Origin of the sequence: Microbacterium sp. F51-2R (genome assembly GCF_052180235.1) — a bacterium.
Classification (GTDB): domain Bacteria; phylum Actinomycetota; class Actinomycetes; order Actinomycetales; family Microbacteriaceae; genus Microbacterium.
Genome location: NZ_CP197470.1, coordinates 1,385,716 through 1,409,256, shown reverse-complemented (window position 1 = coordinate 1,409,256; position 23,541 = coordinate 1,385,716). Strand labels below are relative to the sequence as shown.

Sequence of the window (23,541 nt, the reverse complement as noted above, 5' to 3'; positions counted from 1 at the left end):
ATCCTTCTCAGAACGAGTGGAGACGAGGAGCGCGCCGCCAGTGACGGCGCGAAAGTTGATGAATGTCAACTATATGTAAGTCGTTGACATGTGTCAACTATTCCCGCTCTGCATGATTGCGTCGCGAGGCGCAGGATGGAGGGATGTTCAGCGTCGAGCTCCTCCTCGACCCCGCGTCCGAGCGGGTCGTCCGCGACCAGTGGGCGAGCCTTGCCGACGCCGGATTGCCGAGCGCTGCGCAGCACACCGGTCCGAGCAATCGCCCTCACATCACGCTCGCGGTGAGGGAGAGGGTGGATGCCGCGTCGCTCGCCCCGCTCGCAGACGCACTCCCGTTCGACTTCGAACTGGGCGGCATCCTGCTCTTCGGCCATCACGGCCGCTTCGTCGTGACGCGCCAGGTGATCGTCTCGGCGGCGCTCCTCGAGCTGCACCGCCGCATCGCGGCGATCGCGGGACCGCCGGAGCCGCCGTACGCCAATACGGCGCCCGACCACTGGACCCCGCACGTGACGCTCGCGCGGCGCGTCGCGGGCGACCAGATGGAGGGCGTCCTGGCCGCAGTGGGATCCGTGCCGATCGCGGGTCAGGCGTCGGGGCTCCGCGTCTGGGACGCGGGGGAGAAGACCGTGACGACGCTCCGCTGAGGAGCGGGTCATTGTGACACGTGACCGAGGAGCGGGTCGAGTCGAGCGTGTGACCGGCGCGCGGGTCGAGTCGGCTCAGTCGGCGAGCGGCTCAGTCGGCGAGGCGTTCAGTCGGCGAGGGCGAGGGCCCGGAAGGGCTGACGAGGAGGCTCGGGCTGCGGCATCCGTTCTCCTCCGTTCGCACGGCTCAGCACGTGCCGGCGGTGCAGCTCGTCGATGAGCGAGGTCGCGAGGCGCAGGAGCTTGCCGATCTCGGCCTCGTCGCGGTCGACCCAGGCGCAGCGGGGCTCGTCGCCGACGGGCACGAAGTCGACGTGCTCCTCCCAGGCGACGAGGGTGCGCTCGGCGCCGAGGACGTGCTGCTGCCACCACACCTGACGCAGGTACGAGCGCGGGATGCTGCGCCACTGCTTGTTGGTCGTCTTGATCTCGGCGAGGAGGACGCGGCCGCCCTGATCGAGGCCGATGCCGTCGGGCGTCGCGAGGTGGCGCTTCTCGACGACGGCGTGGAAGAGGGCCGTGGAGGGCTGGATGCCGTGGGTCGCGGCGACCCAGCGTGCGATCTCGGGCTCGCGCACGCGGCCGTGCGCCGTGTAGGCGTTGCCCGAGAAGCCCGAGCCCATGAGCTTCGCGTCGGCGGCGCGCCTGATGGCGTTCGCGGAGGTGAGGGCCGCGACATCCGTCGCCGTGATGCCCCGCGACCGCGCCCGTACCCACGCGACCCGGTCGCGGGAATCCGCGACGATCCGGGAGGCGAGTTCGGGGGTCACGCCTTCCACCGTACGCCGCGTCTCCGACGCGCGCCGACGTGCCACGCCCGTTCGGCCGCGACGGGGCGGCCGCGGGATGGCGGGGGTGCGGCTGCGGGGTCGGGGTTGGGGTTGGCGGGGCTTTCGGCCGCGGGGGTTGCGGTGTGGGTGCCACGTGGCAGAGTCGGCGCATGGACACGATCAGCGCAGCGGACTTCCGCGCGGCGACGGGGGCCGACGGCTGGCGCGCCGGCGCGAACGGCGCGCACATCACGTTCGAGACCCGCAACTTCGGCACCGGCGCGCGGCTCTTCGCCGCGATCGCCGAGCTGGCTGACGCGGCGAATCATCACCCCGACGTCGACGTGCGGTACTCGCGGCTGAGCGTGCATCTCTTCACGCATTCCGCGAAGGGCCTCACGCAGAAGGACGTCGATCTCGCCCGCGAGATCTCGGGAGCCGCGCGCGACCTCGGGATCGGGGTCGATGCGACGACGCCGCAGCGGCTCATGATCGCGGTGGCGACCGAGGATCCGGCGGCGATCATGCCGTTCTGGAGGGCGGCGACGGGCTACGACGCCATCAGCGACACCGAGCTGCGCGACCCGGCGGGACGGGGTCCGCTCATCTGGATGCAGAAGATCGACAAGCCGCTGCGCGGGCGCTCGCACCTCGACATCGTCGTGCCGCGCGACGAGGCCGAGGCGCGCGTCGAGGCGGCGCTCGCCGCCGGCGGCACGCTCGCCGACGACTCCCACGCTCCGAAGTGGTGGACGCTCGCCGACGCCGACGGTCACAAGATCGACATCACCCCCTCCCGCACCTGACCTCAGCCCCCGCCAGGCGCTTTTCCAGGGCGCGGCGGGCCGCGGCATCCGTCCCGTACCCGGTGCTCCGCCCGGCATGGGCCTTCCCGGTGCGGCGGGCCCCGACATCCGTCCCACCCTCCCGCGCGACGGATCGTACGTACTCGTCGAAACCACACGATCCGGGCGCAGAGAACGTGTGGTCTCGGCGAGTACGTACGCTCTCGACTCACCCGCGCCCAGACACGCCCTGTCCTGCACAGGTGCGACCGGCCGACAGTCGTTCACCGATGTCTGCGCTCGCGAACGACCGCAGCCCCGCGGACGGGAGGGTGGGGTGGTGAGCAGGCGTCTGTCGACCGAAGAAGCCCGCGGAGCCATCCGGACGCGGGAGCAGCTGTGCGACGGCGGGTGGAGCGAGCGGGAGATACGGCGCGCCGTCGAGGCCGGGCACATCCGCCGGCTTCAGCGCAACAGGTACGTCCTCCAGTCACTCTGGGACGAACTGTGGCCGGAATCCCGCCAGCTTCTCGAAGTGCTCGCGGTGCACTGCGAGATGCGCGACGGAGGCGGCGTGCTGTCGTACGCGTCCGCCGGGGCCGCTCACGGGCTGCCTCTCTACCGGCACGTGCCGTCGCGAGTCCACGCGACTTTCGCTCCGAACGCGCGGTCGGGGAGCAGGCCCCGGTTGGCGCGACACTGCGAGCCGCTTCCCGATGAGGATGTCGAGATCCACGACGGCGTCCCGTGCACCTCGCTCGCCCGCACGACCTTCGATGTCGTGCGGGTCGTGCCCCGCGAGACTGCTGTCGCGTTCGCCGACGCGGCCCTGCGCAAAGTCGCTGTCGAAGGCCGGACGTACGACGTCGACGCCGCCGAGCACTGACGACTCGGCATGCTCGAGCGTGTGGGGCGGGCCCGCGGTGCCCGGGGAATCCGCCAAGCCGAAGAAGTGATCCGCTTCGCCGACGGGCGCGCGGAGCTTCCGGGCGAGAGCGTCACGAGGCTCCAGTTGCACCGCCTGGGCGTGCGCGACTTCGGGTTGCAGATCCCGGTCGCCGGACCTCGTGGCGCGAACTACTTCGTCGATCTCGAGATCGAGGAGTCGGGCACGTTCCTGGAGTTCGACGGTCAGGGCAAGTACCTGGACGAGGCGCTGCGCTCCGGTCGCACGCTCGAGGAGGTGCTCCTGGATGAGAAGCGCCGGGAGGACTGGATACGCGGTGTGACGCAGAAGCGGTTCGTCCGGGTGGAGGATCCTCACATCGTGACGACCGAGGCACTCGCTGCGAGGCTCGCCGGCTTCGGCATCCGTCTCCCCTCTCGTTGAGTTGTCGGGGCTCGCGGCGAGTACGTACGATCTCGCCGACAACACACGATCTTCGCGCCGGCAACGTGTGGTTCCGGCGAGTACGTACGATCCGCGCGGGAAGGGCGGGCGCGGCCGCGGGTGGTGGCGCCGGGGTGCGCGGGCGGGAGTCGGCAGGCGCCGCGGCGGGGGCGGGGCGATTTGGGCGGGGAAGCGGCATCGCGTAGACTCGGGGCAAGCCGAAGACCGCCGGTCATCGACGTGCGCTTGCGCACCGAGATCGAAGCACTGCGAATGCAGGGCCTGCGCAGGTGTACGAACGAAATTCCTGGATAGGAACGAAGCTCCGTGCGCTTGCGCCGGAGCTTTTCTCATTTGCAGGGCGACCGGATGCCTCGGCCGACGCCCCGCCACCGCGGAGCGTCTCGTACACACAAGGAGTGGCCATGGCGCAGAAGGAAGCATCGGTCGCCGAGCTCACGAAGAACTTCGAGGACTCGACCGCCGTTCTGCTGACCGAGTACCGCGGTCTGACGGTTGCGCAGCTCAAGGAGCTGCGCAACAGCATCCGTCAGGACGCGGAGTACGCCGTGGTGAAGAACACGCTGACCAAGATCGCCGCGAACAACGCGGGGATCACGGCGCTGGACGACGACCTCAAGGGTCCGTCGGCCATCGCGTTCGTGCACGGCGACCCGGTCGCCGTCGCGAAGGGTCTGCGTGCCTTCGCCAAGGCACACCCTCTTCTCGTGATCAAGGGCGGTTTCTTCGACGGAAACCCCCTGAGCGCGGACGAGGTCAACAAGCTCGCCGACCTCGAGAGCCGTGAAGTCCTGCTGGCGAAGCTCGCCGGCGCGATGAAGGCCTCGTTGACCAAGGCGGCATACGTCTTCACTGCGCTTCCGTCCAAGGCCGTCCGCACGGTCGACGCGTTGCGCGAGAAGCAGGAATCCGCGGCCTGATAAGGGCCCGGCAAGGCAAAACCCCAATCAAGGAGAATCATCATGGCAAAGCTCAGCACTGAGGAGCTGCTCGACGCGTTCAAGGAGCTCACGCTCATCGAGCTCAGCGAGTTCGTCAAGGCGTTCGAGGAGACCTTCGACGTCACCGCCGCCGCGCCCGTCGCGGTCGCCGCTGCCGGCGCCCCCGCCGGTGGTGCCCCCGCCGAAGAGGTCGAGGAGAAGGACTCGTTCGACGTCATTCTCGAGGCCGCCGGCGACAAGAAGATCCAGGTCATCAAGGTCGTCCGCGAGCTCACCTCGCTCGGCCTCGGTGAGGCGAAGGCCGTCGTCGACGGTGCTCCCAAGGCCGTCCTCGAGGGCGCCAACAAGGAGACCGCCGAGAAGGCTCAGGCCGCCCTTCAGGAGGCCGGCGCGACGGTTACCCTCAAGTAATCTCGCTCTCGCGAAGCACGAAGGCCCCGGATACCTCGGTATCCGGGGCCTTCGTCATGCTCGGGCCTCGGCGGCGTCACGCCGATCGTCGCGCCGGCCACCTTGTCATGGTCAGGCCCACGGCGCGGCGCCCACCCCCACGGCGACCGACGGCACGCCGGGCGGGGGAGCGGTGGAGTTTCGCACGATGAGCGTCGCCTGCAGCCGCAGGTTCACGATCGGGGCGTCGGGCTCGCGCAGCTGCCGGAGCATCATGTCGGCGGCCTGAGTGCCCTGCGCGTGCGGCGATTGCTCGAGCGTGGTCAGCGAGAACATCTCGGCGTACTCGTGGTTGTCGATCCCCACGACGCTGAGCGAGCTCGGGACATGCAGGCCGAGGCGCCGGGCCGCGATGATGGCGCCGATCGCGACCTCGTCGCACGTGCCCACGATCGCCGTCGGTCGCCGCCGCGAGTCGCCCAGCAGGTCGGCTGCCGCGGCGTAGCCGCCCGGCATGGTCACAGGTGAGAAGACGTGCGACGGGGGGAGCGCGGCATCCTTCATCGTCGCCTCGTAACCCAGCAGCCGGGTGTGGTCCACGTGAGCCCAGTGGGGGCCGCCGCCGCCCAGGAATGCGATGCGGGTGTGTCCGAGCTCGATGAGATGCTCGGTCGCACGGCGGGCGGCGTGCTCGTCGTCGAGCGCGACGACGCTCGTGGAGCCGTTCTGCCCGACCACGCTGACCACGGGGCAGCCGAGCGCGAGCAGCCGGTCGAACTCGTTGTCGCTCGGCTCGAGGCCGACCGCGATGAGTCCGTCGAACCGCTTGCGGGCGAGGAAGTCCTCGAAGACGCGCGTGCGGCCCTCGGTGCCGGGGCGCGCGTCGTAGAGGGTGAGGTCGTAGCCGTGCCGCAGCAGCGAGTCCTGGATGCCCTCGAGCACCTCCGAGAAGAACCAGCGGCTGATGTAGGGCATGACCACGCCGATGTTCTGAGTGCGCCCGGTCGCGAGGCTCACGGCGGTGGTCGAGGCGACATAGTCGAGGGATGCCGCGGCCTCGAGCACGCGGTCGCGTGTGCGCTCCGAGACATAACCGGTGCCGGTGAGCGCGCGGCTCGCCGTTGCCTTGGAGACGCCGGCTGCACGGGCGACGTCGGCTATGCCGGCCATCGGGGACCTCCTGGCGGTGTGCGAGCTCGTTCTCGCCGTGGGGCAAGTGGAACCGGTTCCGGGCCACATTGTGCCGCACCTGATCGCCTCGCACCACACCCTGGCGCGTGTTTATCGAGTTGTGATGAAGAGTGATTGTGTCGCCCGCATGCATCGCCTACGGTGAGCATGGAATCGGTTCCCGACCGCTGCGCGCAGTCGCATCCTGACTGCGCGCGCTCAATGAGGAGGCTCAGATGAATGGACTGCGATCGCACCAGCGACGCGGATACATCGCCGTCGGGGTGGCGGCGATCGCCGCACTCGCCCTGGCCGGCTGTACCGAAGGGGGAGGCGACACCAGCTCGAGCGGTGACATCAGCGGCAAGACCGTCCAGATCTCGGGCGGCATCACCGGCTCGGAGGCCGACAATCTCCAGAAGACGTTCGACCAGTTCACGAAGGACACCGGGGTCAAGGTCGTCTACACCGGCGACAAGGGCTTCGAGGGCAACATCGTGACGAAGGTCGCCGGTGGCTCCGCTCCCGACATCGCGATCGTTCCGCAGCCTGGCCTGCTCGCCTCGCTCGTGGGGACGGGTGAGGTGAAGGAGGGCACGAAGGACGTCGAGGCCAACGTCGACAAGTACTGGGCGCCGGTCTGGAAGGACTACGGCTCGGTCGACGGGACCTTCTACTCGGCGCCGATGCTCGCCAACCTGAAGGGCTACGTCTACTACTCGCCGAAGAGCTTCAAGGAGTGGGGCGTGGAGCCGCCCAAGACGTGGGACGAGCTCATCACGCTGACCAAGACCATCCAGGAGAAGACGGGTCAGCCCCCGTGGTGCGCCGGCTTCTCGTCGGGTGACGCCTCCGGATGGCCGGGCACCGACTGGGTCGAAGACCTCGTGCTGCGCCAGTCCGGCGCCGACGTCTACGACAGCTGGGCCAAGGGCGACACGAAGTTCACCGACCCCGCCATCAAGGACGCGTTCGACGCCGTCGGGACGATCCTGCTCGACCCGAACTACGTCAACGCAGGCTTCGGCGATGTCAAGAGCATCAACTCGACCGCGTTCGGCGACGTCGCGGCGAAGATCGCCGACGGCTCGTGCGCGCTGACCCACCAGGCCTCGTTCCTCACGGCCAACCTGCTCACGGTGCAGACGGCCGACGGCAAGACGCCCACGATCGCCCCCGACGGCGACGTGTACGCGTTCCTGCTCCCGGGGATCAAGGAAGGCGAGCTGGCGGTCGAAGGCGGCGGCGAGTTCGTGACGGCGTTCTCGGATGACGCGGCCACCCAGGAGGTGCTCAAGTACATGTCGAGCCCGGAGTTCGCTGACGCGCGCGTCAAGCTCGGCGGTGCGATCTCGGCGAACAACGGGGCCGACCCGTCGCTGGCATCGAGCGAGTTCCTCACCGAGGCCATGAAGATCGTGCAGGATCCCAACACGACCTTCCGCTTCGACGCCTCCGACCTGATGCCCGCCGCGGTGGGCTCGGGCTCGTTCTGGCGCGGCATGGTCGACTGGATCGACGGCAAGCCGACCGACCAGGTCCTGAGCGACATCCAGGCCGGCTACCAGAACTGATCCGCTCCGAGCAGCCGGGCCCGTCCACCCACGTGGACGGGCCCGGCTCTCGGGCAACCCGTCCGCTCAAAGGAGACCGGAAAGGCAGGCCATGTCGCAGACCACTGCACAGAAGGCGGAGAAGGCGTCCGAGACGTCCCCACCCCCTCGCGCGAGTGGCAAGAAGCCCTCGCAGACCCTCACCCGGGCCGTCGTCACCATCGGGTTCATCCTGATCGCTGCTCTCGTGATCTTCATGGTCACGCGGCCGCCCTCACCCGATGCGCTGCCGGTGTCGCTCGGCTTCTCGTTCAACTCCTTCTTCGTCTGGATCGGCGACCTCGGCCCGCTCGTGCAGATCCCGCTCGTCCTCGTCATCTTCGGCGTCGTCGTCGCGGCCCTGCTGATCTTGATCGAGTTCGCCCCCCGGGCCGGCACCGGCTACTTCTGGCTCCGGCTGGTCGCGTGCTTCCTGATCCCGTTCCTCGCGTTCATGCTCCTGCGGCCCTACCAGAACGCGGCGGTCTACATCATCGCCATCGCGCTCATCTCGGGCTTCCTGCTCTTCTGGGCGGATCTGCGAGCGCGCGAGGGCGCGGGATACCTGTTCCAGATGCTGCTGTTCCTGTCGCCCGCGATCATCATGGTGCTCGTCGGCCTCGTGTACCCGGCGATCCTCACGATCATCCAGTCCTTCTTCGACAAGACGGGCAAGGAGTTCGTCGGGTGGGAGAACTACGTCTGGGCGTTCACGAACCCGCAAGGCTTCTGGTCGGTCATCAACACGCTCATCTGGGCGATCTTCGTGCCGATCTTCGCGACCGTCGTGGGGCTCGCCTACGCCGCGTTCATCGAGCGGGCGCGCGGCCAGCGCGTGCTCAAGATCCTCGTCTTCATGCCGTTCGCCTTCGCGGGCGTCAGCATGAGCATCATCTGGAAGTTCGTCTACGACTACCGGCAGGGGGAGCAGATCGGCCTCCTGAACGCGATCATCGTCGCCTTCGGCGGTGAGCCGGTCCGGTGGCTCGACACCTGGCCCCTCGTCAACACGTTCTGCCTGCTGTTCGTGTTCGTGTGGGCGCAGACGGGCTTCGCGATGGTCGTGCTCGCCGCGGCGATGAAGGGCGTGCCGATCGAGCAGCTCGAAGCGGCCCAGCTCGACGGCACGACGGCGTGGCAGCGGTTCTGGAACGTCACCGTTCCCGGCATCCGCTCATCGCTCATCGTGGTGCTCACGACCGTCACGATCGCGTCGCTGAAGGTGTACGACATCGTCGCCGTCATGACCGGCGGCCGGTCGAACTCGACCGTGCTCGGCTTCGAGATGGTCAACCAGCAGCAGCGGTTCCAGAGCTACGGACACTCCGCCGCCCTCGCGGTGCTCATCTTCGTGTTCGTCACGCCGCTGCTCGTCTACAACATCATCCAGCTTCGCAAGCAGAGGGAGGTGCGGTGATGACCGCCGTCGAGGACGACAGGAAGACCACCCCGAGGTTCGACCGGGCCGAAGCTCGCAGGGTCGCGCGCAACACGCGGCGACACGAGTCGGAGGCGCAGAAGCGGCTCTCCTCACCTCTGGCGACCGTGCTCGCGTTCGCGATCGGCATCCTGTGGACGATCCCGACTCTGGGGCTCCTCATCACGTCGTTCCGTCCCGGTGCGCAGTCGGCGACGAGCGGCTGGTGGACGGTCTTCACCAACCCCGACTTCACGCTCGGGAACTACCAGGAGGCCCTCACGTCCGGCGGCACCGCGCTGACGCTCGGCGAGTCCTTCCTGAACTCGCTCGCCATCACGATCCCGACAACCGTCTTCGCACTCGCGATCGCCGCGCTCGCGGCCTACGCCTTCGCGTGGATGGACTTTAAGGGACGCGGCATCCTGTTCGTCGCGATCTTCGCGCTGCAGATCGTGCCGATCCAGATGGCGCTCGTGCCGCTGCTGACGTTCTTCTCCCGCGGTCTCGAGATCAACGGGGTGGGCATCTTCCCCGGTCTCGCGCTGCGTGACGTGGACCACAGCTTCGCGACGGTGTGGATCGCGCACACGATCTTCGCGATGCCGCTCGCGATCTTCCTGCTGCACAACTTCATCGCGGAGATCCCGTCCGAAGTGATCGAGGCGGCGCGGGTCGACGGCGCGGGTCACGGGCAGATGTTCTTCCGGATCATCCTGCCGCTCGCGACGCCGGCGATCGCATCGTTCGCGATCTTCGAGTTCATCTGGGTGTGGAACGACCTGCTCGTGGCGACGATCTTCGCGCCGACATCGTCGTTGCCCATGACGCAGACACTGAACTCGCTGACCGGGTCGTGGGGAGACAAGTGGTATCTGCTCTCGGCGGGTGCCTTCCTCGTGCTCGTCGTTCCGCTCATCGTGTTCTTCGCGCTGCAGCGGTTCTTCGTGCGCGGCCTCATGGCAGGCGCCACGAAGGGCTGAACGCGCCTCAGCGGCTGGGGGAGGAAGAGGGCCGGCATCCGGGGGGATGCCGGCCCTCATCCCTGTGCAGGCAGACGCTGCTACCGCGCGCAGCCGAGGCGCAAGGAGATCGCGGTCATCGCGTCGATCTCGGCCTGCTGCCCCTGCACGATCGCCTTCGCGACGGTGATCACGCGCGGCATGCTGCCGAGATCGGCGGCCGCCTGCGCCATCGGGATCGCGCCTTCGTGGTGCCGGATCATGAGGTCGAGGAACAGGCAGTCGGCCGTCACACCGGTCGCGTTCTTCAGGTCGGCCATCTCGGCGTCGGTCGCCATCCCCATCGCCGCGCGCAGCTCGGCATCCGTCGCCGGCGCTCCGGTCGCGGCGCCACCATCACCGCCGCCGCCGTGACCGCCGCCACCGTGACCGGCGTGGCCGGACGCGGCATCCGTCATCCATGCCATGAGCGGACCGCCCGTCTGGGGGACCCCCCACTGCACGAGCCAGTCGAACATCTCGCCGCGCTGGCCCGCCTGACTCGTCGCGATGTCGTAGGCGATGCGGCGAAGGTCTTCGTCGTCGGTCTTGCGGTAGGTCTCCATCGCCATCTCGATGGCCTGCGTGTGGTGCACCTGCATGTCGCGGGCGAAGCCGATGTCGGCCCCGTTCGGCGCGGGTGCGACGCCGGCAGACCCGAACGTCGAGAAGCGGCCGACCGCGAACGCCAGGGCCGCGATGCCGATCGCGACGAGCGCGTAGACCCACCATCGAGGGCGGACGGATGCCTCGGCCCCCCGCGCGAGCGCGAGCTCCGCGTCGATCGGATCAGGCGCCGTGTGCCGCTCGGGCCCCGGAGCGCTCATCGGCGTCAGGAGACCTTGCCCGGCGCGTCGAGGCCGCCCGAGCAGAGAGCGTTGGGCTCGGGGACGTCGGCGCTTCGCCAGTACTCCTCGAAGAACTGCGCGATGCGCGGGTCGTCGACGGCGTCGAGGGCGAGCTGATGGTTCCAGCTGGAGAGGACGACCGGACTGTCGAGCCCCTCGTAGGGCGAGAGCACGACGTAGCTCGACGGCAGGTAGGACTTGAGCGTCGCGAGGTCGTCGCCCGTGACGGCGTCGGCGTCGTAGGTGACCCACACGGCGCCGTGCTCGAGAGAATGCACGGCGTTCTCGTTCGGCACGGGCTGGTCGTAGATGCCGCAGTTGAGCCACACCTGGTTGTGCGGGCCGCCGGCTGGCGGGCTCTGCGGGTAGTCGACGGTGCCCGCGACGTGCGAGGTCTCGTTCTCGAAGGTCTCGACGCCCGCGATCTCGGCGCCGGTGCCGCCTGCCTCGTACGTGGGCGGCGGTTGCGGTGCGAACACGATCGAGGCGACGATGGCGGCCACGACGAGGACGGCGGCGGCGGAGCCCACAGCCCACCACACGACCTTCCCGCGCTTGCGCTTGGCGAGCTGGCGCTGATACTCCTCGAGCTTCTCCTGGCGCTTGCGCTCCCGCTGCTGCTTGACGGTCTCGTCGATCTTGGCCTGGGTCGCGGGGTTGCCGCTCATGCGCTTGTCGGGTGATGTCGGGGTCATGTCATGATCTCGGCTCGGGCGCCCGTGGAGTGCTGTCGGGCAGGGCAAGGAACAGCTCCAGACTATTCGAGCGCATAGGTCGCAGGACTGGGAAGGCGCCGACAAGGTCCCGGATGCGAACGAACCGGATGCCTCGGCCGCGCAAGGCTGGCACGAGCGAGGCGTGGCGGTAGACTGGTGCCTTCGAATCGATTCGGATCCCCGTCGGTCCGGTCGAGCCGCTGCGCCGCCGTCCGCCCCGCAGCATCGCCTCTTCTGCGCCTGAACCGCTTGCGGTGTCGACGCGCCCGCCTCTCTCGTCATCGTCACCGAAGTGAATCCATAGTGCTCGACACCTCCTCGATCCCCGCGCAGAAGCCCGCCGCCGACCAGACCGACACCGGCGCCTCGTCGCGCGCCACCGCAGACGAGAGCCGGACCACGACCGGGTCGATCCGCGTGCCGTCCTCGACCGGCGCGATCCGCACGCTCGGCTCGAACCCCGCGACCGCGCCGATCATGCTCCACCCCGGCGACGCCATCCCGAAGCGCCGCCGGACGCTCTACATCATCCTTCTCGGGGCGCTCACCGCTCTCGGGCCCTTCACGATCGACCTCTACCTGCCGGCGTTCCCCGTGCTCGAGGCCGACTTCGACACGACGGCGGCCGCGATCCAGCTGACGCTCACGGGCACGATGATCGGCTTCGGCCTCGGCCAGCTCATCGTGGGTCCGCTCTCCGACAAGGTCGGCCGGCGCATCCCGCTCCTGTCGGTGACTGCGCTGCACGTCCTGGCGAGCATCGCCGCCGCGCTCGCCCCGACGCTCGAGTTGCTCTCGGCCGCCCGCGTGCTGCAGGGCGCGGGCGCCGCCGCGGGCGGCGTCGTTGCGGCGGCGATCGTGCGCGACCTGTTCGGCGGGCGCCGGCTCGTCGTCATGCTCTCGCGTCTCGCGCTCGTCTCGGGCGTCGCGCCGGTCGCGGCCCCGCTCGTCGGCTCGGCGCTCCTCCTCGCGATGCCGTGGCGCGGCGTGTTCATCGTGCTCGCCGTGTACGGCGCGATCATGCTCCTGTCGGCGACGATCTTCCTTCCCGAGACGCTCCCGCGCGCGCGGCGCCAGGAGCGGGGCTCGACGACGGTGTGGCAGCGCTACCGCAGCGTGCTGAGCGACCGCGTCTTCATCGGCGTGCTCATCATCGGCGGCATGACCTTCAGCGGCCTGTTCTCCTACCTGTCGTCGTCGTCGTTCCTCTTCCAGCTCGGCTACGGCTTCGACCCGCAGCAGTACGGCATGCTCTTCGCGGTCAATTCGCTCGGCGTCGTGCTCGGCGTGCAGGCCGCGTCGCGACTCGCGGCGCGCTTCGGCCCGCAGTGGGTCATGGCCTGGTCGACGGGGGTGCTCGTGGTCGCGGCATCCGCCATCATCGTCACCGACCAGCTGGGCTTCGGCATCTGGGGCACGATCGTGCCGCTCTTCTTCTTCATGACGGCGTGCGGCTTCACGTTCCCGTGCGTGCAGGTGCTCGCCCTCGACCGCCACGGCAAGGCGGCCGGCACGGCGCAGTCGATCATCGGCTTCACGAACTTCGGGGTGGCGGGACTCATCTCGCCCCTCGTCGGCTGGCTCTCGCACGACGCGGGCATCACGGCGACGACGATGGCCTCGGTCATGGCGGCGTGCGCCGTCGTGGGCGTGCTGTCGCTGTGGTTCGTCGTGCGTCCCCGCACGGTCGCGCGTCTCGCGCCGTAGCACCGGCTCGCACGACCGAGCGAGCGGGAATCGCCCTGCACGACGCCACGCCGGAGCGCAAGGGGCGGCGCGTGAGTCGGCGCGGGTCCACAATGGGCCGATGGAGCGTCACGACAGGCCGGTGCAGCAGACCAGCGTGAGACGGGCGGCCGTTCCGCAGAGAACGCCGTTCATCGTGGTGGGCATCGTGCTCATCGCCTGCGCCGCCGGGCTCGGCGGCTGGATCTTCTTCCGCGGCGACCCGCCGTTCGCGATCGACGTGTGGTGGGACCGCACGCTCGCCGCCTGGCACTCGCACTTCATGACGACGGTCTCGTACGTCATGAACTTCCTCGGGGCGGGGTGGTTCGGCGTCTTCGTCGTGCCGATCGTCGTCGCCGTCATCCTGCTGATCCTGCGAAGGCCGTGGGCCGCCGCGTACTTCGTCGCGGCATCCGTCGCCTCGGCCGGAGTCGTGCAGATTCTCAAGCACACCTTCGGGCGCGCGCGCCCCGAAGACATCATCGTCCTGAGCGACTTCGGCTCGTACCCGTCGGGGCACGTGGCCAACGCGGCCACCATCGCCGTCGCGCTCATCCTCATCTTCCCCTCGATCTGGACCGTGATCGCGGGTGTCATCTGGGTGCTGCTCATGGCGTTCAGCCGCACGTATCTTCACGCGCACTGGCTGAGCGACACCCTCGGCGGGGCCATGGTGGGAGCGGGGGTGGCGCTCCTCCTGGCGGGTGTGTTCCTGTCGCTCATGGCGCGTGAGCCTCGCCCGAGACGTGCGGATGCCGTGGCCCCGGCCGGCGACGGATCCTCTCGTTCGCCCGCCCGAGCCCGTGACTAGGCTGAGCGCATGAGCGACACCTCCGCGTCCGATCCCGCCGTCGCCGCCGCCGAAGCGGAGCTCGCGCGGCTGCGCGCCGAAGCCGAGGCGGCCGAGGCGCAGCTGAAGGCGGCGCAGGCCAAAGCGGCCCTCGCAGCCGCCGAGGCGGAGGCGGCCAAGACGCGGGCCGCGGGGGGAGCGCCGGGCACGGCGACGCCGTCCGCGGCGGGTCCGGCTGGCGCTGCGGCTTCTCCGGCGGCGGATGGCTCGGCTTCTTCGGCGACGGATGTCTCGGCCCCGGTGGCTGCGGATGCCTCGAGCGCGCCGGGCTCGACGCCGAGGCAGGAAACGCCGGGGCCCGCGGGAGCGCCCACGGCGGCCGCCGCCGCGCCGGCCCCTGCTCCCGGCGCTGCGAATGACGGACCGCTCGATGCCGACCAGGTCGCTGCCATCGTGCGCGGGTACACGTTCGACGCGGCGACCCTCGATCTCGGCGCGCTCGTCAACGGCGATCCTGTGCCGGAGGCGCAGATCCGCATCCCGCTCGGCATGATGAACCGGCACGGACTCGTCGCCGGCGCGACCGGCACCGGCAAGACCCGAACCCTGCAGGGCCTTGCCGAACAGCTCGCCGCCAAGGGCGTGCCGGTGTTCGCGGCCGACATCAAGGGCGACCTGTCGGGCGTTGCAACCCCCGGCGAGGCGAGCGAAAAGCTCCTCGCCCGCACGCGGGGGATCGGGCAGGACTGGAAGCCCGAGGCATCCGCCACCGAGTACTTCGCCCTCGGCGGCATCGGCAAGGGCGTGCCCGTCCGCGCGACGGTGAGCGGGTTCGGACCGCTTCTGCTCAGCAAAGTGCTCGGCCTCAACGAGACGCAGGAGTCGAGCCTCGGGCTCGTCTTCCACTACGCCGATGAGCACGGCCTCGCGCTCGTAGACCTGTCGGACCTCCGCGCTGTGCTGACCTACCTCACCAGCGACGAGGGCAAGGCCGAGCTCAAGACGCTCGGCGGCCTGTCGGCGGCGACGGCCGGCGTGATCCTGCGCGAACTCATCACGTTCGCCGATCAGGGCGCGGACGTCTTCTTCGGCGAGCCGGAGTTCGAGGTCACCGAGTTCCTGCGGACGGCGGCCGACGGACGCGGCATCATCTCGCTCCTCGAGGTGCCGGGGGTGGCCGACAAGCCCGCGCTGTTCTCGACGTTCCTCATGTACCTCCTCGCCGAGCTGTTCGAGCTGCTTCCCGAGGTCGGCGACCTCGACAAGCCCAAGCTCGTCTTCTTCTTCGACGAGGCGCACCTGCTGTTCCGGGACGCATCGAAGGACTTCACCGCCGCGATCGTGCAGACCGTCCGGCTCATCCGCTCGAAGGGCGTGGGTGTCTTCTTCGTGACGCAGACGCCCAAGGACGTGCCCGGCGACGTGCTCGCGCAGCTCGGCTCGCGCGTGCAGCACGCCCTGCGCGCCTTCACGCCCGACGACGTGAAGGCCCTGCGTGCGACGGTCGGCACCTACCCCACCTCGGGCTACGACCTGGAGCGCACGCTGCAGGAGCTCGGCACGGGCGAGGCGATCGTCACGGTCATGAGCGAGAAGGGCGCACCCACCCCCGTCGCCTGGACGCGGCTGCGGGCGCCGCTCGGCCTGATGTCGCCCACGCCCGACGCGCGCATCGACGCCGCGGTCGCGGCATCCCCCCTCCTGGCGAAGTACGGCACCGCCGTCGACCCGCAGTCGGCGCGCGAGATCCTCACGGCCAAGATGAACGCCGCCGCCGAGGCGGCAGCGGCCGAAGAGGCGGCGCTCGCGAAGGCGAAGGCCGACGCCGAGCTCGCCAAGCAGCAGGCGGCCGCCGACAAGAAGGCCCAGGCCGAGTACGACCGGCTGCTGAAGAAGACGTCGGGAACGACCCGCACGCCGCGCAGGCAGGAGAAGTCGCCGCTCGAGTCGATCCTCAACTCCCGGTCGACCCAGACGATCCTCTCCAGCGTCATCCGCGGCGTGTTCGGCACCGGGCGGCGCTGACGCCGGGCTGAGGCCGAGCTGACGCGGGGATGAGGCGCGGGCTTGCCGGCTGACGCCGACCGTTTCGGTGAGCGGATGCCTCGGCGTCCCGCTCATCGGAAGCGAACGGATCCCACCGCCGCACGCCGACCTAGCATGGAGGAAGGCCGAGGCATCCGTCGCCCCTGGCCGCGAGCCAGCGAGGAAGCACCGGTACGCCCATGGCCAAGCGAGCCCCCACCGCCGACATCGACGAGTCGAAGGTCCGCCACTCGAAGACCAAGAAGGTCGCGGTCGGCGTGCCCGCCGTGCTGCACGCTCTGCAGATCTCGTATGACCAGATGGGGGCCAAGCGCAGCATCGAGACGCTCCTGCGCGTCAACCAGAAGGACGGGTTCGACTGCCCCGGCTGCGCGTGGCCCGAAGAGGACAAGCGCCACATCGCGGAGTTCTGCGAGAACGGCGCCAAGGCCGTCGCCGAGGAGGCGACCCTGCGTCGCGTCGGCCCCGACTTCTTCGCGCGGCACTCCCTCGCCGAGCTCGAGGGCCACGACGACTGGTGGCTCGGGCAGCAGGGGCGATTGACCGATCCGATGATCCTCGATGAGGGTGCGACCCACTACCGCCCCATCTCGTGGGACGACGCGCTGGGCGAGATCGCCGCGGCACTGCGGAAGCTCGACGACCCCGACGAGGCGGTCTTCTACACGTCGGGTCGCACGTCGAACGAAGCGGCGTTCCTCTATCAGCTGCTCGTCCGCGGCGTCGGCACCAACAACCTGCCCGACTGCTCGAACATGTGCCACGAGTCATCCGGGTCCGCCCTCACCGAGACGATCGGCATCGGCAAGGGAACCGTCCTCATCGAGGACGTCCATGAGGCCGACCTCCTCATCGTCGCGGGCCAGAACCCCGGCACCAACCACCCGCGCATGCTGAGCGCGCTCGAGAAGGCCAAGCGCAACGGCGCGACGATCATCGCCGTCAACCCGCTGCCCGAGGCGGGGCTCATGCGGTTCGAGAACCCGCAGACCGTACGCGGCGTCGCGTTCGGCGGCACGAAGCTCGCCGACGCCTTCCTGCAGATCCGTCTCGGCGGCGACCAGGCGCTGTTCCAGGCGATCGGCAAGCACCTCCTCGAGATGGAGGAGCGCGACGGCGGCGTGCTCGACCACGCGTTCATCGCGGAGCACACGAGCGGTTTCGACGCCTACCGTCAGGCGATGGCGGATGCCTCGTGGCGCGAGCTCGTCGCCGCGACGGGTCTTCCCGAGAAGACCCTGCGCCGCGTGGGCGAGATGGTGCGCGAGTCGAAGTCGACGATCGTGTGCTGGGCGATGGGTCTGACGCAGCACAAGCATTCGGTGCCGACGCTGCGCGAGGTCGTGAACGCACTGCTGCTGCAGGGCAACATCGGGCGTGCCGGGGCGGGCGTGTGCCCCGTGCGCGGCCACTCGAACGTGCAGGGCGACCGCACGGTCGGCATCTACGAGAAGCCGTCCGAGAACTTCCTCGATGCGCTGGACTCCGAGTTCTCTTTCCAAGCGCCGCGCGAGCACGGCTACGACACGGTGCAGGCCATCCGCGCGATGCGCGACGGCTCGGTGCGGTTCTTCATGGGGATGGGCGGCAACTTCATCTCGGCGACGCCCGACACGGCGGTCGTCGAGGCCGGGATGCGCAACGTCGACCTCACGGTGCAGGTGTCGACGAAGCTCAACCGCTCGCACGTCGTGACGGGCAAGCGCGCCATCATCCTGCCGACCCTCGGCCGCACTGACCGCGACAAGCGCGGCGGTGTCGAGCAGCGCGTCTCGGTGGAGGACTCGATGGGCGCGGTGCACTCGTCGCGCGGGCGCCTCGCGCCTCCCGCCGATGACATGCTCAGCGAGGTCGCGATCGTCACGCGGCTGTGCGCGCTCGTGTTCGCCAGCGACGGCGCCGAGCCCGTGGCCGTCGGGACGGGGATCGACCGGCACCCCGAGATCGACCGGAACCAGGTCGAGCGCTCGCCCCGCGAGGAGGCCGAGACTCCGCAGGTGCCGGCGCCGCGGCATCCGCTCAATGTCCCTCGCGCGGACTGGGCGGCGCTGGAGGCCGACTACGCGCTCATCCGGGCGCACATCGAGAACGTCGTGCCGGGCTTCGACGACTACGAGAAGCGCATCGACAAGGGCGGCACGCTGTACCTGCCGAACGGACCCCGCGATGCGCGGAAGTTCGCGACGGAAGACGGCAAGGCCCGGTTCACCGTGAACCCGCTGGAGTACCCGAGGATCCCACGGGGGCGCCTGCTGCTGCAGACCGTGCGCTCGCACGATCAGTACAACACCACGATCTACGGCAAGGACGACCGGTACCGGGGCATCAAGGGCGGTCGTCGCGTCGTGCTCGTCAACGCGAAGGACATCCAGGCGCTCGGCTTCGCCGAAGACGAGATCGTCGACCTCGTCTCGGAGTGGGTCGGATCCGACGGGGTCGTGCAGGAGCGCCGCGCCGAGGAGTTCCGGATCGTCGCCTACCGCACGCCCCGCGGCAACGCCGCCGCGTACTACCCCGAGACGAACGTGCTCGTGCCGCTGGACTCGGTCGCCGACGTCAGCGGCACGCCGACGTCCAAGTCGGTCGTCGTGCGGCTCGAGCGCCGGGGCTGAGTCCCGCGGGATCGCGGGAGCGGCGCGGCGGAGGTCCTCACGGGAAGGGAGGGCCGGATGCCTCGAGGCCGACCTCCGCTCCGGTGAGAACCTCCGCTCGTGGCCGGGATGCGCCCGCGCGGGGACCAAGCACGACCGGGATCATCGCGCAAGACCTGGCAAGGGGCTTCGCGGGTTGTCTAGCGTCGGAGCGTGACTGACTCCACCTCGCCGACCGGGCAGGAGCCCGCCCTCCGAGCCGTTCCTCGCCCCGACGGCCAACCTCCCCGCGCCCTCGTGCTCGGCGCCACCGGCTACATCGGCGGCCGGCTCGTCCCGCGCCTGCTGGCAGCGGGCTACCGCGTGCGGGTGCTCGCCCGCGATGCGGCGCGGGTCGCGACGTTCGAATGGTCGGAGCGCGTCGAGATCGTCGTGGGGGCGGCGGCGGATGCCTCGGCCGTCCAAGAGGCCGTGCGCGACGTCGACGTGCTCTACTACCTGATCCACTCGATGTCGTCGGGAAAGGCGTTCGAAGAGGCCGACCGCGCGGCCGCCGGCACCGTCGCAGAGGCGGCGGCCGCGGCATCCGTCGCTCGAATCGTGTATCTCGGCGGACTCCACCCCGACGACGCCGAGCTGTCGCCGCACCTGCGCTCGCGCGTCGAGGTCGGCGAGATCTTCCTCGCCTCGGGCGTTCCGACGCTCGTGCTGCAGGCGGGCGTCGTGATCGGGTCGGGCTCGGCGTCGTTCGAGATGGTGCGGCATCTCACCGAGGTGCTGCCCTACATGCCCGCGCCCAAGTGGGTGCGAAATCGCATCCAGCCGATCGCGGTGCGCGACGTCATGCACTACCTGCTGGGCGCTGCCCGCGTGGCGCCCGACGTCAATCGCGCCGTCGACATCGGCGGGCCGGATGTGCTGCGCTACGGGCAGATGATGAACGGCTACGCGGTCGAGGCGGGTCTGCCCCAGCGGGCGATCGCGGCGCTCCCCGTGCTCACGCCGCGGCTCGCGTCGCACTGGGTCAATCTCGTCACGCCGATCCCGCGGGCGATCGCACGCCCGCTCGTGGAGTCGCTGCAGAACGACTGCGTCGTGAAGAATCACGATGTCGACGCGCTCATCCCGCGGCCCGAGGCCGGGCTCACGCCGTATCGACGGGCCGTCGCGCTCGCGCTCGGACGGGAGCGCGAGGATCGCGTCGAGACCAGCTGGCTCGACGCGGATGTGCTCGACGGGCCGAGCGACCCGTTGCCGAGCGACCCGGAGTGGGCGGGCCGCACCGTCTTCACCGACACGCGGACAGCCCACACAACGGCTGACCCGGAGCGGCTGTGGCGCGTCATCGAGGGGATCGGCGGGGTCAACGGCTGGTACTCCCAGCCGCTCCTGTGGGCCCTTCGCGGGTGGATGGACAAGCTCGTCGGCGGCGTCGGCCTCGCGCGCGGCCGCCGCAGCAGGTCACGCCTCGAGGTCGGCGACGCGCTGGACTTCTGGCGCGTCGAGGCGGTCGAGCGGGGACGGATGCTGCGTCTCCGCGCCGAGATGAAGGTCCCGGGTGGTGCGTGGCTCGAGCTGCGTGCGAGTCCCGAGGGCGACGGCTCGCGCTACGACCAGCGGGCCGTGTTCTTCCCGCGGGGTCTTGCCGGGCGGCTCTATTGGCTCGCGGTGCTGCCGTTCCACGGATTCATCTTCCGCGGAATGGCCAACCGCATCACGGCGACCGCGGAGAGCGCCGACAGCGCCGATAGCACGGCCAGCGCCGCCAGCGCGGACAGCGCCGACAGCGCCGGGAGCACGGCCAGCGCTGGGAGCACGGCCTCCTAGGCGCAGGGGTCGTCGGTGCGGCGGCGCTCGGCTTCCCGGCGCCGCAGCGCGTCGTTCCCCGACCCGAGAGCGGACGCCGGAATAACCACGGTCTTCGGGCGGGCACTCTCTCGGGGCGGTGCGTAGCGTGAGGACGTGGATGCCGCGCCCCCACGTCGTCCCGCCGCGCGCCGTGTCACCGAGATCTCCGCGGCGGTGCCCGGCGCGCCCGCAGGGTCGCTCCGAGTGCCCGCGGCGCTGGCGCTCACTCGCGCGGTGCCTGCGCACACTCGCGCGGCGCGGCCGAAGGGGAGTGCTGACCTTGTCGCGGCGTGACTGGTATCTCGCGACCAACGCTGTCGTCCTGGCCTGGATCATCCTCGCCCTCGTCGCCGTCGGAGTGCACAGGTTCGTCGACGAGCCGCTGTGGCTCCTCGTCCACGTCCCGCTCCTCGGCGCTGCGACCGCCGCGATCCTCATCTGGTCGCAGCACTTCGCCGACACGCTTCTTCGTCGCCCGGCCCCGGGCGGCCGGGTCGGCCTGGGCGTGCGGCTCGGCCTGCACACGGCCGGTGCCGCGCTCGTCGTGGCCGGCGTCCTCGGGCGGGCGACGGTGCTCGTCGTGGTGGGCGCGTCGATCGTCGCCGTCGCGATCGTCGCGCACGGCGTCATCCTCGCGATGCAGAGCCGCCGGGCTCTGCCGACGCGCTTCGGACCGCTTGCGCGCTACTACATCGCCGCGAGTGCCGTCTTCCTCCTCGGCATCGGACTCGGAGTCGCGCTCGCCGCCGCCCCCGCCCTCGCCGACCGCCTCGTCACTGCGCACCTGGTGCTCAACGCGTTCGGCTGGATCGGCCTCACGGTGCTCGGCACGCTCGTGCTGCTGTGGCCCACGGTGCTGCATGCCCGCGTTCCCGCGACGACGGATGCCGCGGCGCGCCGCGCCTTGCCGCTCCTGGTCGTCGGCATCCTCGTCTCGGCTGCGGGTCCCCTCGCCGACATGCGCGCCCTGATCGCCGTGGGTCTGGCGATCTGGCTCGCCGGGGCCGGCATGCTCGCCGTGGAGGGATGGCGCGAAGCGCGGACGATGCCGCCCGGCACGTTCGCGGGCTGGAGCCTCGCCGCGGGCTTCGGTTGGCTCGTCGCGTCGGCCGTCGCGCTCGGAGTGCAGTCGGTGCTCGCGCCTGACTGGGCGGCGCTGCGCGCCGACTACCTCGCTATGCTCGGCCCTCTCGTCGTCGGCTTCGCGGTGCAGGTGCTCACGGGCGCGCTCAGCTATCTCCTCCCCGTCGTCGCGCTCGGCAGCCCTGCCGCGGCCAAGGCCGGCGCCGAAGTACTCGACAAGGGGGCGGTCTTCCGTGTGACGGCGTTCAACGGGGCCGTGCTGCTCTTCCTCGCGCCGCTGCCGTCGCTCTCGCGCGTGCTGCTGTCGTTCGTCGCGGCCGGCGTCGTCGTCGCATTCGTCGTGCTCGCCATCCGTGCGATCGTCGTGGGGAGGCGTGTTCGCCGCGCGGAGGGGGCCGACCCCGATCGCACGGGTCGAGTCGGGATCGGCATGCCTCTTGCGGCTGCCCCTCCCGCGCGGCGGCGCCGCATGGGAGGGATCGTGGCCGCCGTGGCGCTGCTCGTGGTGAGCGTCGGGGCGGGAATCGCCGCCGACCCCGCGGCCGTGGGCATCGCCACGACCGGCTCCGGCGGGAATGTCGTGGCGACCGGCAAGACGACGAAGGTCACCGTCGGAGTCGAGGGCATGCACTTCGACACTCCCGTCATCGAGGTGCCCTACGGCGACAGGCTCGTCGTCACCTTCCACAACACGGGGACCGACGTCCACGACCTGACTTTCGCCAACGGAGTGCGCACCCAGCGGCTCGCCCCGGGAGACTCCGAGACGATCGATGTGGGAGTCGTCGGCGCCGACATGCAGGGCTGGTGCTCGATCGCCGGGCACCGTCAGATGGGTATGGAGCTGACGGTCCGCGTGGTCGGCGCGCCCCCTGCCGGCGGGTCGGACGACCATGCCGGCGTGCACGCGGGCGCGGGCGCCGCCTCCGCCCCCGACGCGGCCGACGACGTCGATCTCCAGCGCGAGCCCGCCGACGACTTCCAGCCGGCGCCCGCAGCGCTCGCGCCGGCACCCGCAGAGACCGTCCACCGGGTGACGCTCCGCGTCGAGGAGGTCGTGACCGATGTCGCGCCCGGGGTGTCGCAGACCCGGTGGACCTTCGGCGGGACGGCGCCCGGACCGGTGCTGCGCGGGAAAGTGGGCGACCGGTTCGAGATCACGCTCGTCAACGACGGCTCGATCGGGCACTCCATCGACTTCCACGCAGGCTCGCTCGCCCCCGACGGTCCGATGCGCACCATCCAGCCGGGGGAGAGCCTCACCTACTCCTTTACGGCGACGAAGGCGGGCATCTGGATGTACCACTGCGCGACGATGCCGATGTCGATGCATATCGCCAACGGCATGTTCGGCGCGGTCATCATCGATCCGCCCGATCTCGCCCCGCTCGATCGCGAGTACCTCCTGGTGCAAGGCGAGCTGTACCTCGGCGCTCAGGGCGAGACCGCCGATGCGGTGAAGATCGCGGCGGAGACGCCCGACCTCGTCGCGTTCAACGGCTACGCCGATCAGTACGTGCACCGCCCCCTCACCGCCGCGGCGGGGGAGCGGGTGCGCGTGTGGGTGCTGGATGCCGGGCCCAACACTCCGACGTCGTTCCACATCGTCGGAGGCCAGTTCGACACGGTCTACCGCGAAGGGGCCTACACGCTGCGGGCGGGCGACCCCGGCGGTTCGCAGGCCCTCGCGCTCGAGCCGGCACAGGGTGGGTTCGTCGAGCTGGTCTTCCCGGAGTCCGGGGACTATCCGTTCGTGACCCACCGCATGAGCGACGCCGAGAAGGGCGCGCGCGGCATCTTCCGCGTCGGGTAGGCGGTCGCGGCACG

General features: G+C 70.2%; 19 protein-coding genes. 15 read left to right on the top strand and 4 right to left on the bottom strand.

The window, feature by feature from the left end:
- Positions 1-143 precede the first annotated feature (143 nt).
- Positions 144-647 carry a 2'-5' RNA ligase family protein gene (locus ACSBPH_RS06415; protein ID WP_442576764.1) on the top strand — a complete coding sequence of 168 codons (504 nt, stop codon included), beginning with the start codon at positions 144-146 and terminating at the stop codon, positions 645-647.
- A gap of 107 nt (positions 648-754) precedes the next feature.
- On the opposite strand, the gene ACSBPH_RS06410 is transcribed toward ACSBPH_RS06415, so the two are convergent.
- Positions 755-1,417 carry a YqaJ viral recombinase family protein gene (locus ACSBPH_RS06410; protein ID WP_442576763.1) on the bottom strand — a complete coding sequence of 221 codons (663 nt, stop codon included), beginning with the start codon at positions 1,415-1,417 and terminating at the stop codon, positions 755-757.
- A 170-nt stretch (positions 1,418-1,587) separates the two neighbouring features.
- On the opposite strand from ACSBPH_RS06410, the gene ACSBPH_RS06405 reads away from it, so the two are divergent.
- The 5 genes from ACSBPH_RS06405 to rplL all read left to right on the top strand — a co-directional run bounded on the left by ACSBPH_RS06405 (position 1,588) and on the right by rplL (position 4,905).
- Positions 1,588-2,223 carry a 4a-hydroxytetrahydrobiopterin dehydratase gene (locus ACSBPH_RS06405; RefSeq protein WP_442576762.1) on the top strand — a complete coding sequence of 212 codons (636 nt, stop codon included), beginning with the start codon at positions 1,588-1,590 and terminating at the stop codon, positions 2,221-2,223.
- 319 nt (positions 2,224-2,542) lie between these two features.
- Entirely contained in the window at positions 2,543-3,088 is a 546-nt protein-coding gene (locus tag ACSBPH_RS06400; RefSeq protein WP_442576761.1) for a hypothetical protein, read from the top strand.
- A gap of 66 nt (positions 3,089-3,154) precedes the next feature.
- Positions 3,155-3,532 carry a hypothetical protein gene (locus tag ACSBPH_RS06395; RefSeq protein ID WP_442576760.1) on the top strand — a complete coding sequence of 126 codons (378 nt, stop codon included), beginning with the start codon at positions 3,155-3,157 and terminating at the stop codon, positions 3,530-3,532.
- A 425-nt stretch (positions 3,533-3,957) separates the two neighbouring features.
- The gene (gene rplJ, locus ACSBPH_RS06390) at positions 3,958-4,473 is read left to right on the top strand and encodes a 50S ribosomal protein L10 (protein WP_442576759.1); all 516 of its coding nucleotides are present in this window, start codon (positions 3,958-3,960) and stop codon (positions 4,471-4,473) included.
- A gap of 42 nt (positions 4,474-4,515) precedes the next feature.
- Positions 4,516-4,905, top strand: a complete 390-nt coding sequence (gene rplL, locus ACSBPH_RS06385; RefSeq protein WP_165128292.1) for a 50S ribosomal protein L7/L12 — start codon at positions 4,516-4,518, stop codon at positions 4,903-4,905.
- A 111-nt stretch (positions 4,906-5,016) separates the two neighbouring features.
- Here rplL and ACSBPH_RS06380 read toward each other — a convergent pair whose 3' ends face one another.
- Positions 5,017-6,054 carry a LacI family DNA-binding transcriptional regulator gene (locus ACSBPH_RS06380; RefSeq protein WP_442576758.1) on the bottom strand — a complete coding sequence of 346 codons (1,038 nt, stop codon included), beginning with the start codon at positions 6,052-6,054 and terminating at the stop codon, positions 5,017-5,019.
- 236 nt (positions 6,055-6,290) lie between these two features.
- Here ACSBPH_RS06380 and ACSBPH_RS06375 point away from each other — a divergent pair, with 236 nt between their 5' ends.
- The 3 genes from ACSBPH_RS06375 to ACSBPH_RS06365 all read left to right on the top strand — a co-directional run bounded on the left by ACSBPH_RS06375 (position 6,291) and on the right by ACSBPH_RS06365 (position 10,046).
- The gene (locus ACSBPH_RS06375) at positions 6,291-7,628 is read left to right on the top strand and encodes an ABC transporter substrate-binding protein (protein WP_442576757.1); all 1,338 of its coding nucleotides are present in this window, start codon (positions 6,291-6,293) and stop codon (positions 7,626-7,628) included.
- A gap of 91 nt (positions 7,629-7,719) precedes the next feature.
- Positions 7,720-9,063 carry a carbohydrate ABC transporter permease gene (locus ACSBPH_RS06370; protein ID WP_442576756.1) on the top strand — a complete coding sequence of 448 codons (1,344 nt, stop codon included), beginning with the start codon at positions 7,720-7,722 and terminating at the stop codon, positions 9,061-9,063.
- Complete coding sequence (locus tag ACSBPH_RS06365; protein ID WP_442576755.1) at positions 9,063-10,046, top strand: carbohydrate ABC transporter permease; 984 nt, start codon at positions 9,063-9,065, stop codon at positions 10,044-10,046. The genes ACSBPH_RS06370 and ACSBPH_RS06365 overlap by 1 nt, the downstream gene beginning before the upstream one ends.
- Before the next feature lie 80 nt (positions 10,047-10,126).
- Here the strand turns inward: ACSBPH_RS06365 and ACSBPH_RS06360 are convergent, their stop codons facing one another.
- Positions 10,127-10,891, bottom strand: coding sequence for a DUF305 domain-containing protein (locus tag ACSBPH_RS06360; RefSeq protein WP_442576754.1), 765 nt, complete (start codon positions 10,889-10,891; stop codon positions 10,127-10,129).
- 5 nt (positions 10,892-10,896) lie between these two features.
- The gene (locus tag ACSBPH_RS06355) at positions 10,897-11,607 is read right to left on the bottom strand and encodes a DUF3105 domain-containing protein (RefSeq protein ID WP_442576753.1); all 711 of its coding nucleotides are present in this window, start codon (positions 11,605-11,607) and stop codon (positions 10,897-10,899) included.
- A gap of 324 nt (positions 11,608-11,931) precedes the next feature.
- On the opposite strand from ACSBPH_RS06355, the gene ACSBPH_RS06350 reads away from it, so the two are divergent.
- The 6 genes from ACSBPH_RS06350 to ACSBPH_RS06325 all read left to right on the top strand — a co-directional run bounded on the left by ACSBPH_RS06350 (position 11,932) and on the right by ACSBPH_RS06325 (position 23,527).
- Positions 11,932-13,335 (top strand): multidrug effflux MFS transporter, encoded by a 1,404-nt coding sequence (locus ACSBPH_RS06350; RefSeq protein WP_442576752.1) that lies wholly within the window; start codon positions 11,932-11,934, stop codon positions 13,333-13,335.
- Positions 13,336-13,435: 100 nt separating this feature from the next.
- Entirely contained in the window at positions 13,436-14,167 is a 732-nt protein-coding gene (locus ACSBPH_RS06345) for a phosphatase PAP2 family protein (RefSeq protein WP_442576751.1), read from the top strand.
- Positions 14,168-14,176: 9 nt separating this feature from the next.
- The gene (locus tag ACSBPH_RS06340) at positions 14,177-16,171 is read left to right on the top strand and encodes a helicase HerA-like domain-containing protein (protein ID WP_442576750.1); all 1,995 of its coding nucleotides are present in this window, start codon (positions 14,177-14,179) and stop codon (positions 16,169-16,171) included.
- Between the two features lie 200 nt (positions 16,172-16,371).
- Positions 16,372-18,804, top strand: coding sequence for an FdhF/YdeP family oxidoreductase (locus ACSBPH_RS06335; RefSeq protein WP_442576749.1), 2,433 nt, complete (start codon positions 16,372-16,374; stop codon positions 18,802-18,804).
- A 192-nt stretch (positions 18,805-18,996) separates the two neighbouring features.
- Positions 18,997-20,610: an SDR family oxidoreductase gene (locus ACSBPH_RS06330; RefSeq protein ID WP_442576748.1), complete on the top strand. Its 1,614-nt coding sequence runs from the start codon at positions 18,997-18,999 to the stop codon at positions 20,608-20,610.
- A gap of 292 nt (positions 20,611-20,902) precedes the next feature.
- Complete coding sequence (locus ACSBPH_RS06325; RefSeq protein WP_442576747.1) at positions 20,903-23,527, top strand: multicopper oxidase domain-containing protein; 2,625 nt, start codon at positions 20,903-20,905, stop codon at positions 23,525-23,527.
- Positions 23,528-23,541: the final 14 nt, after the last annotated feature.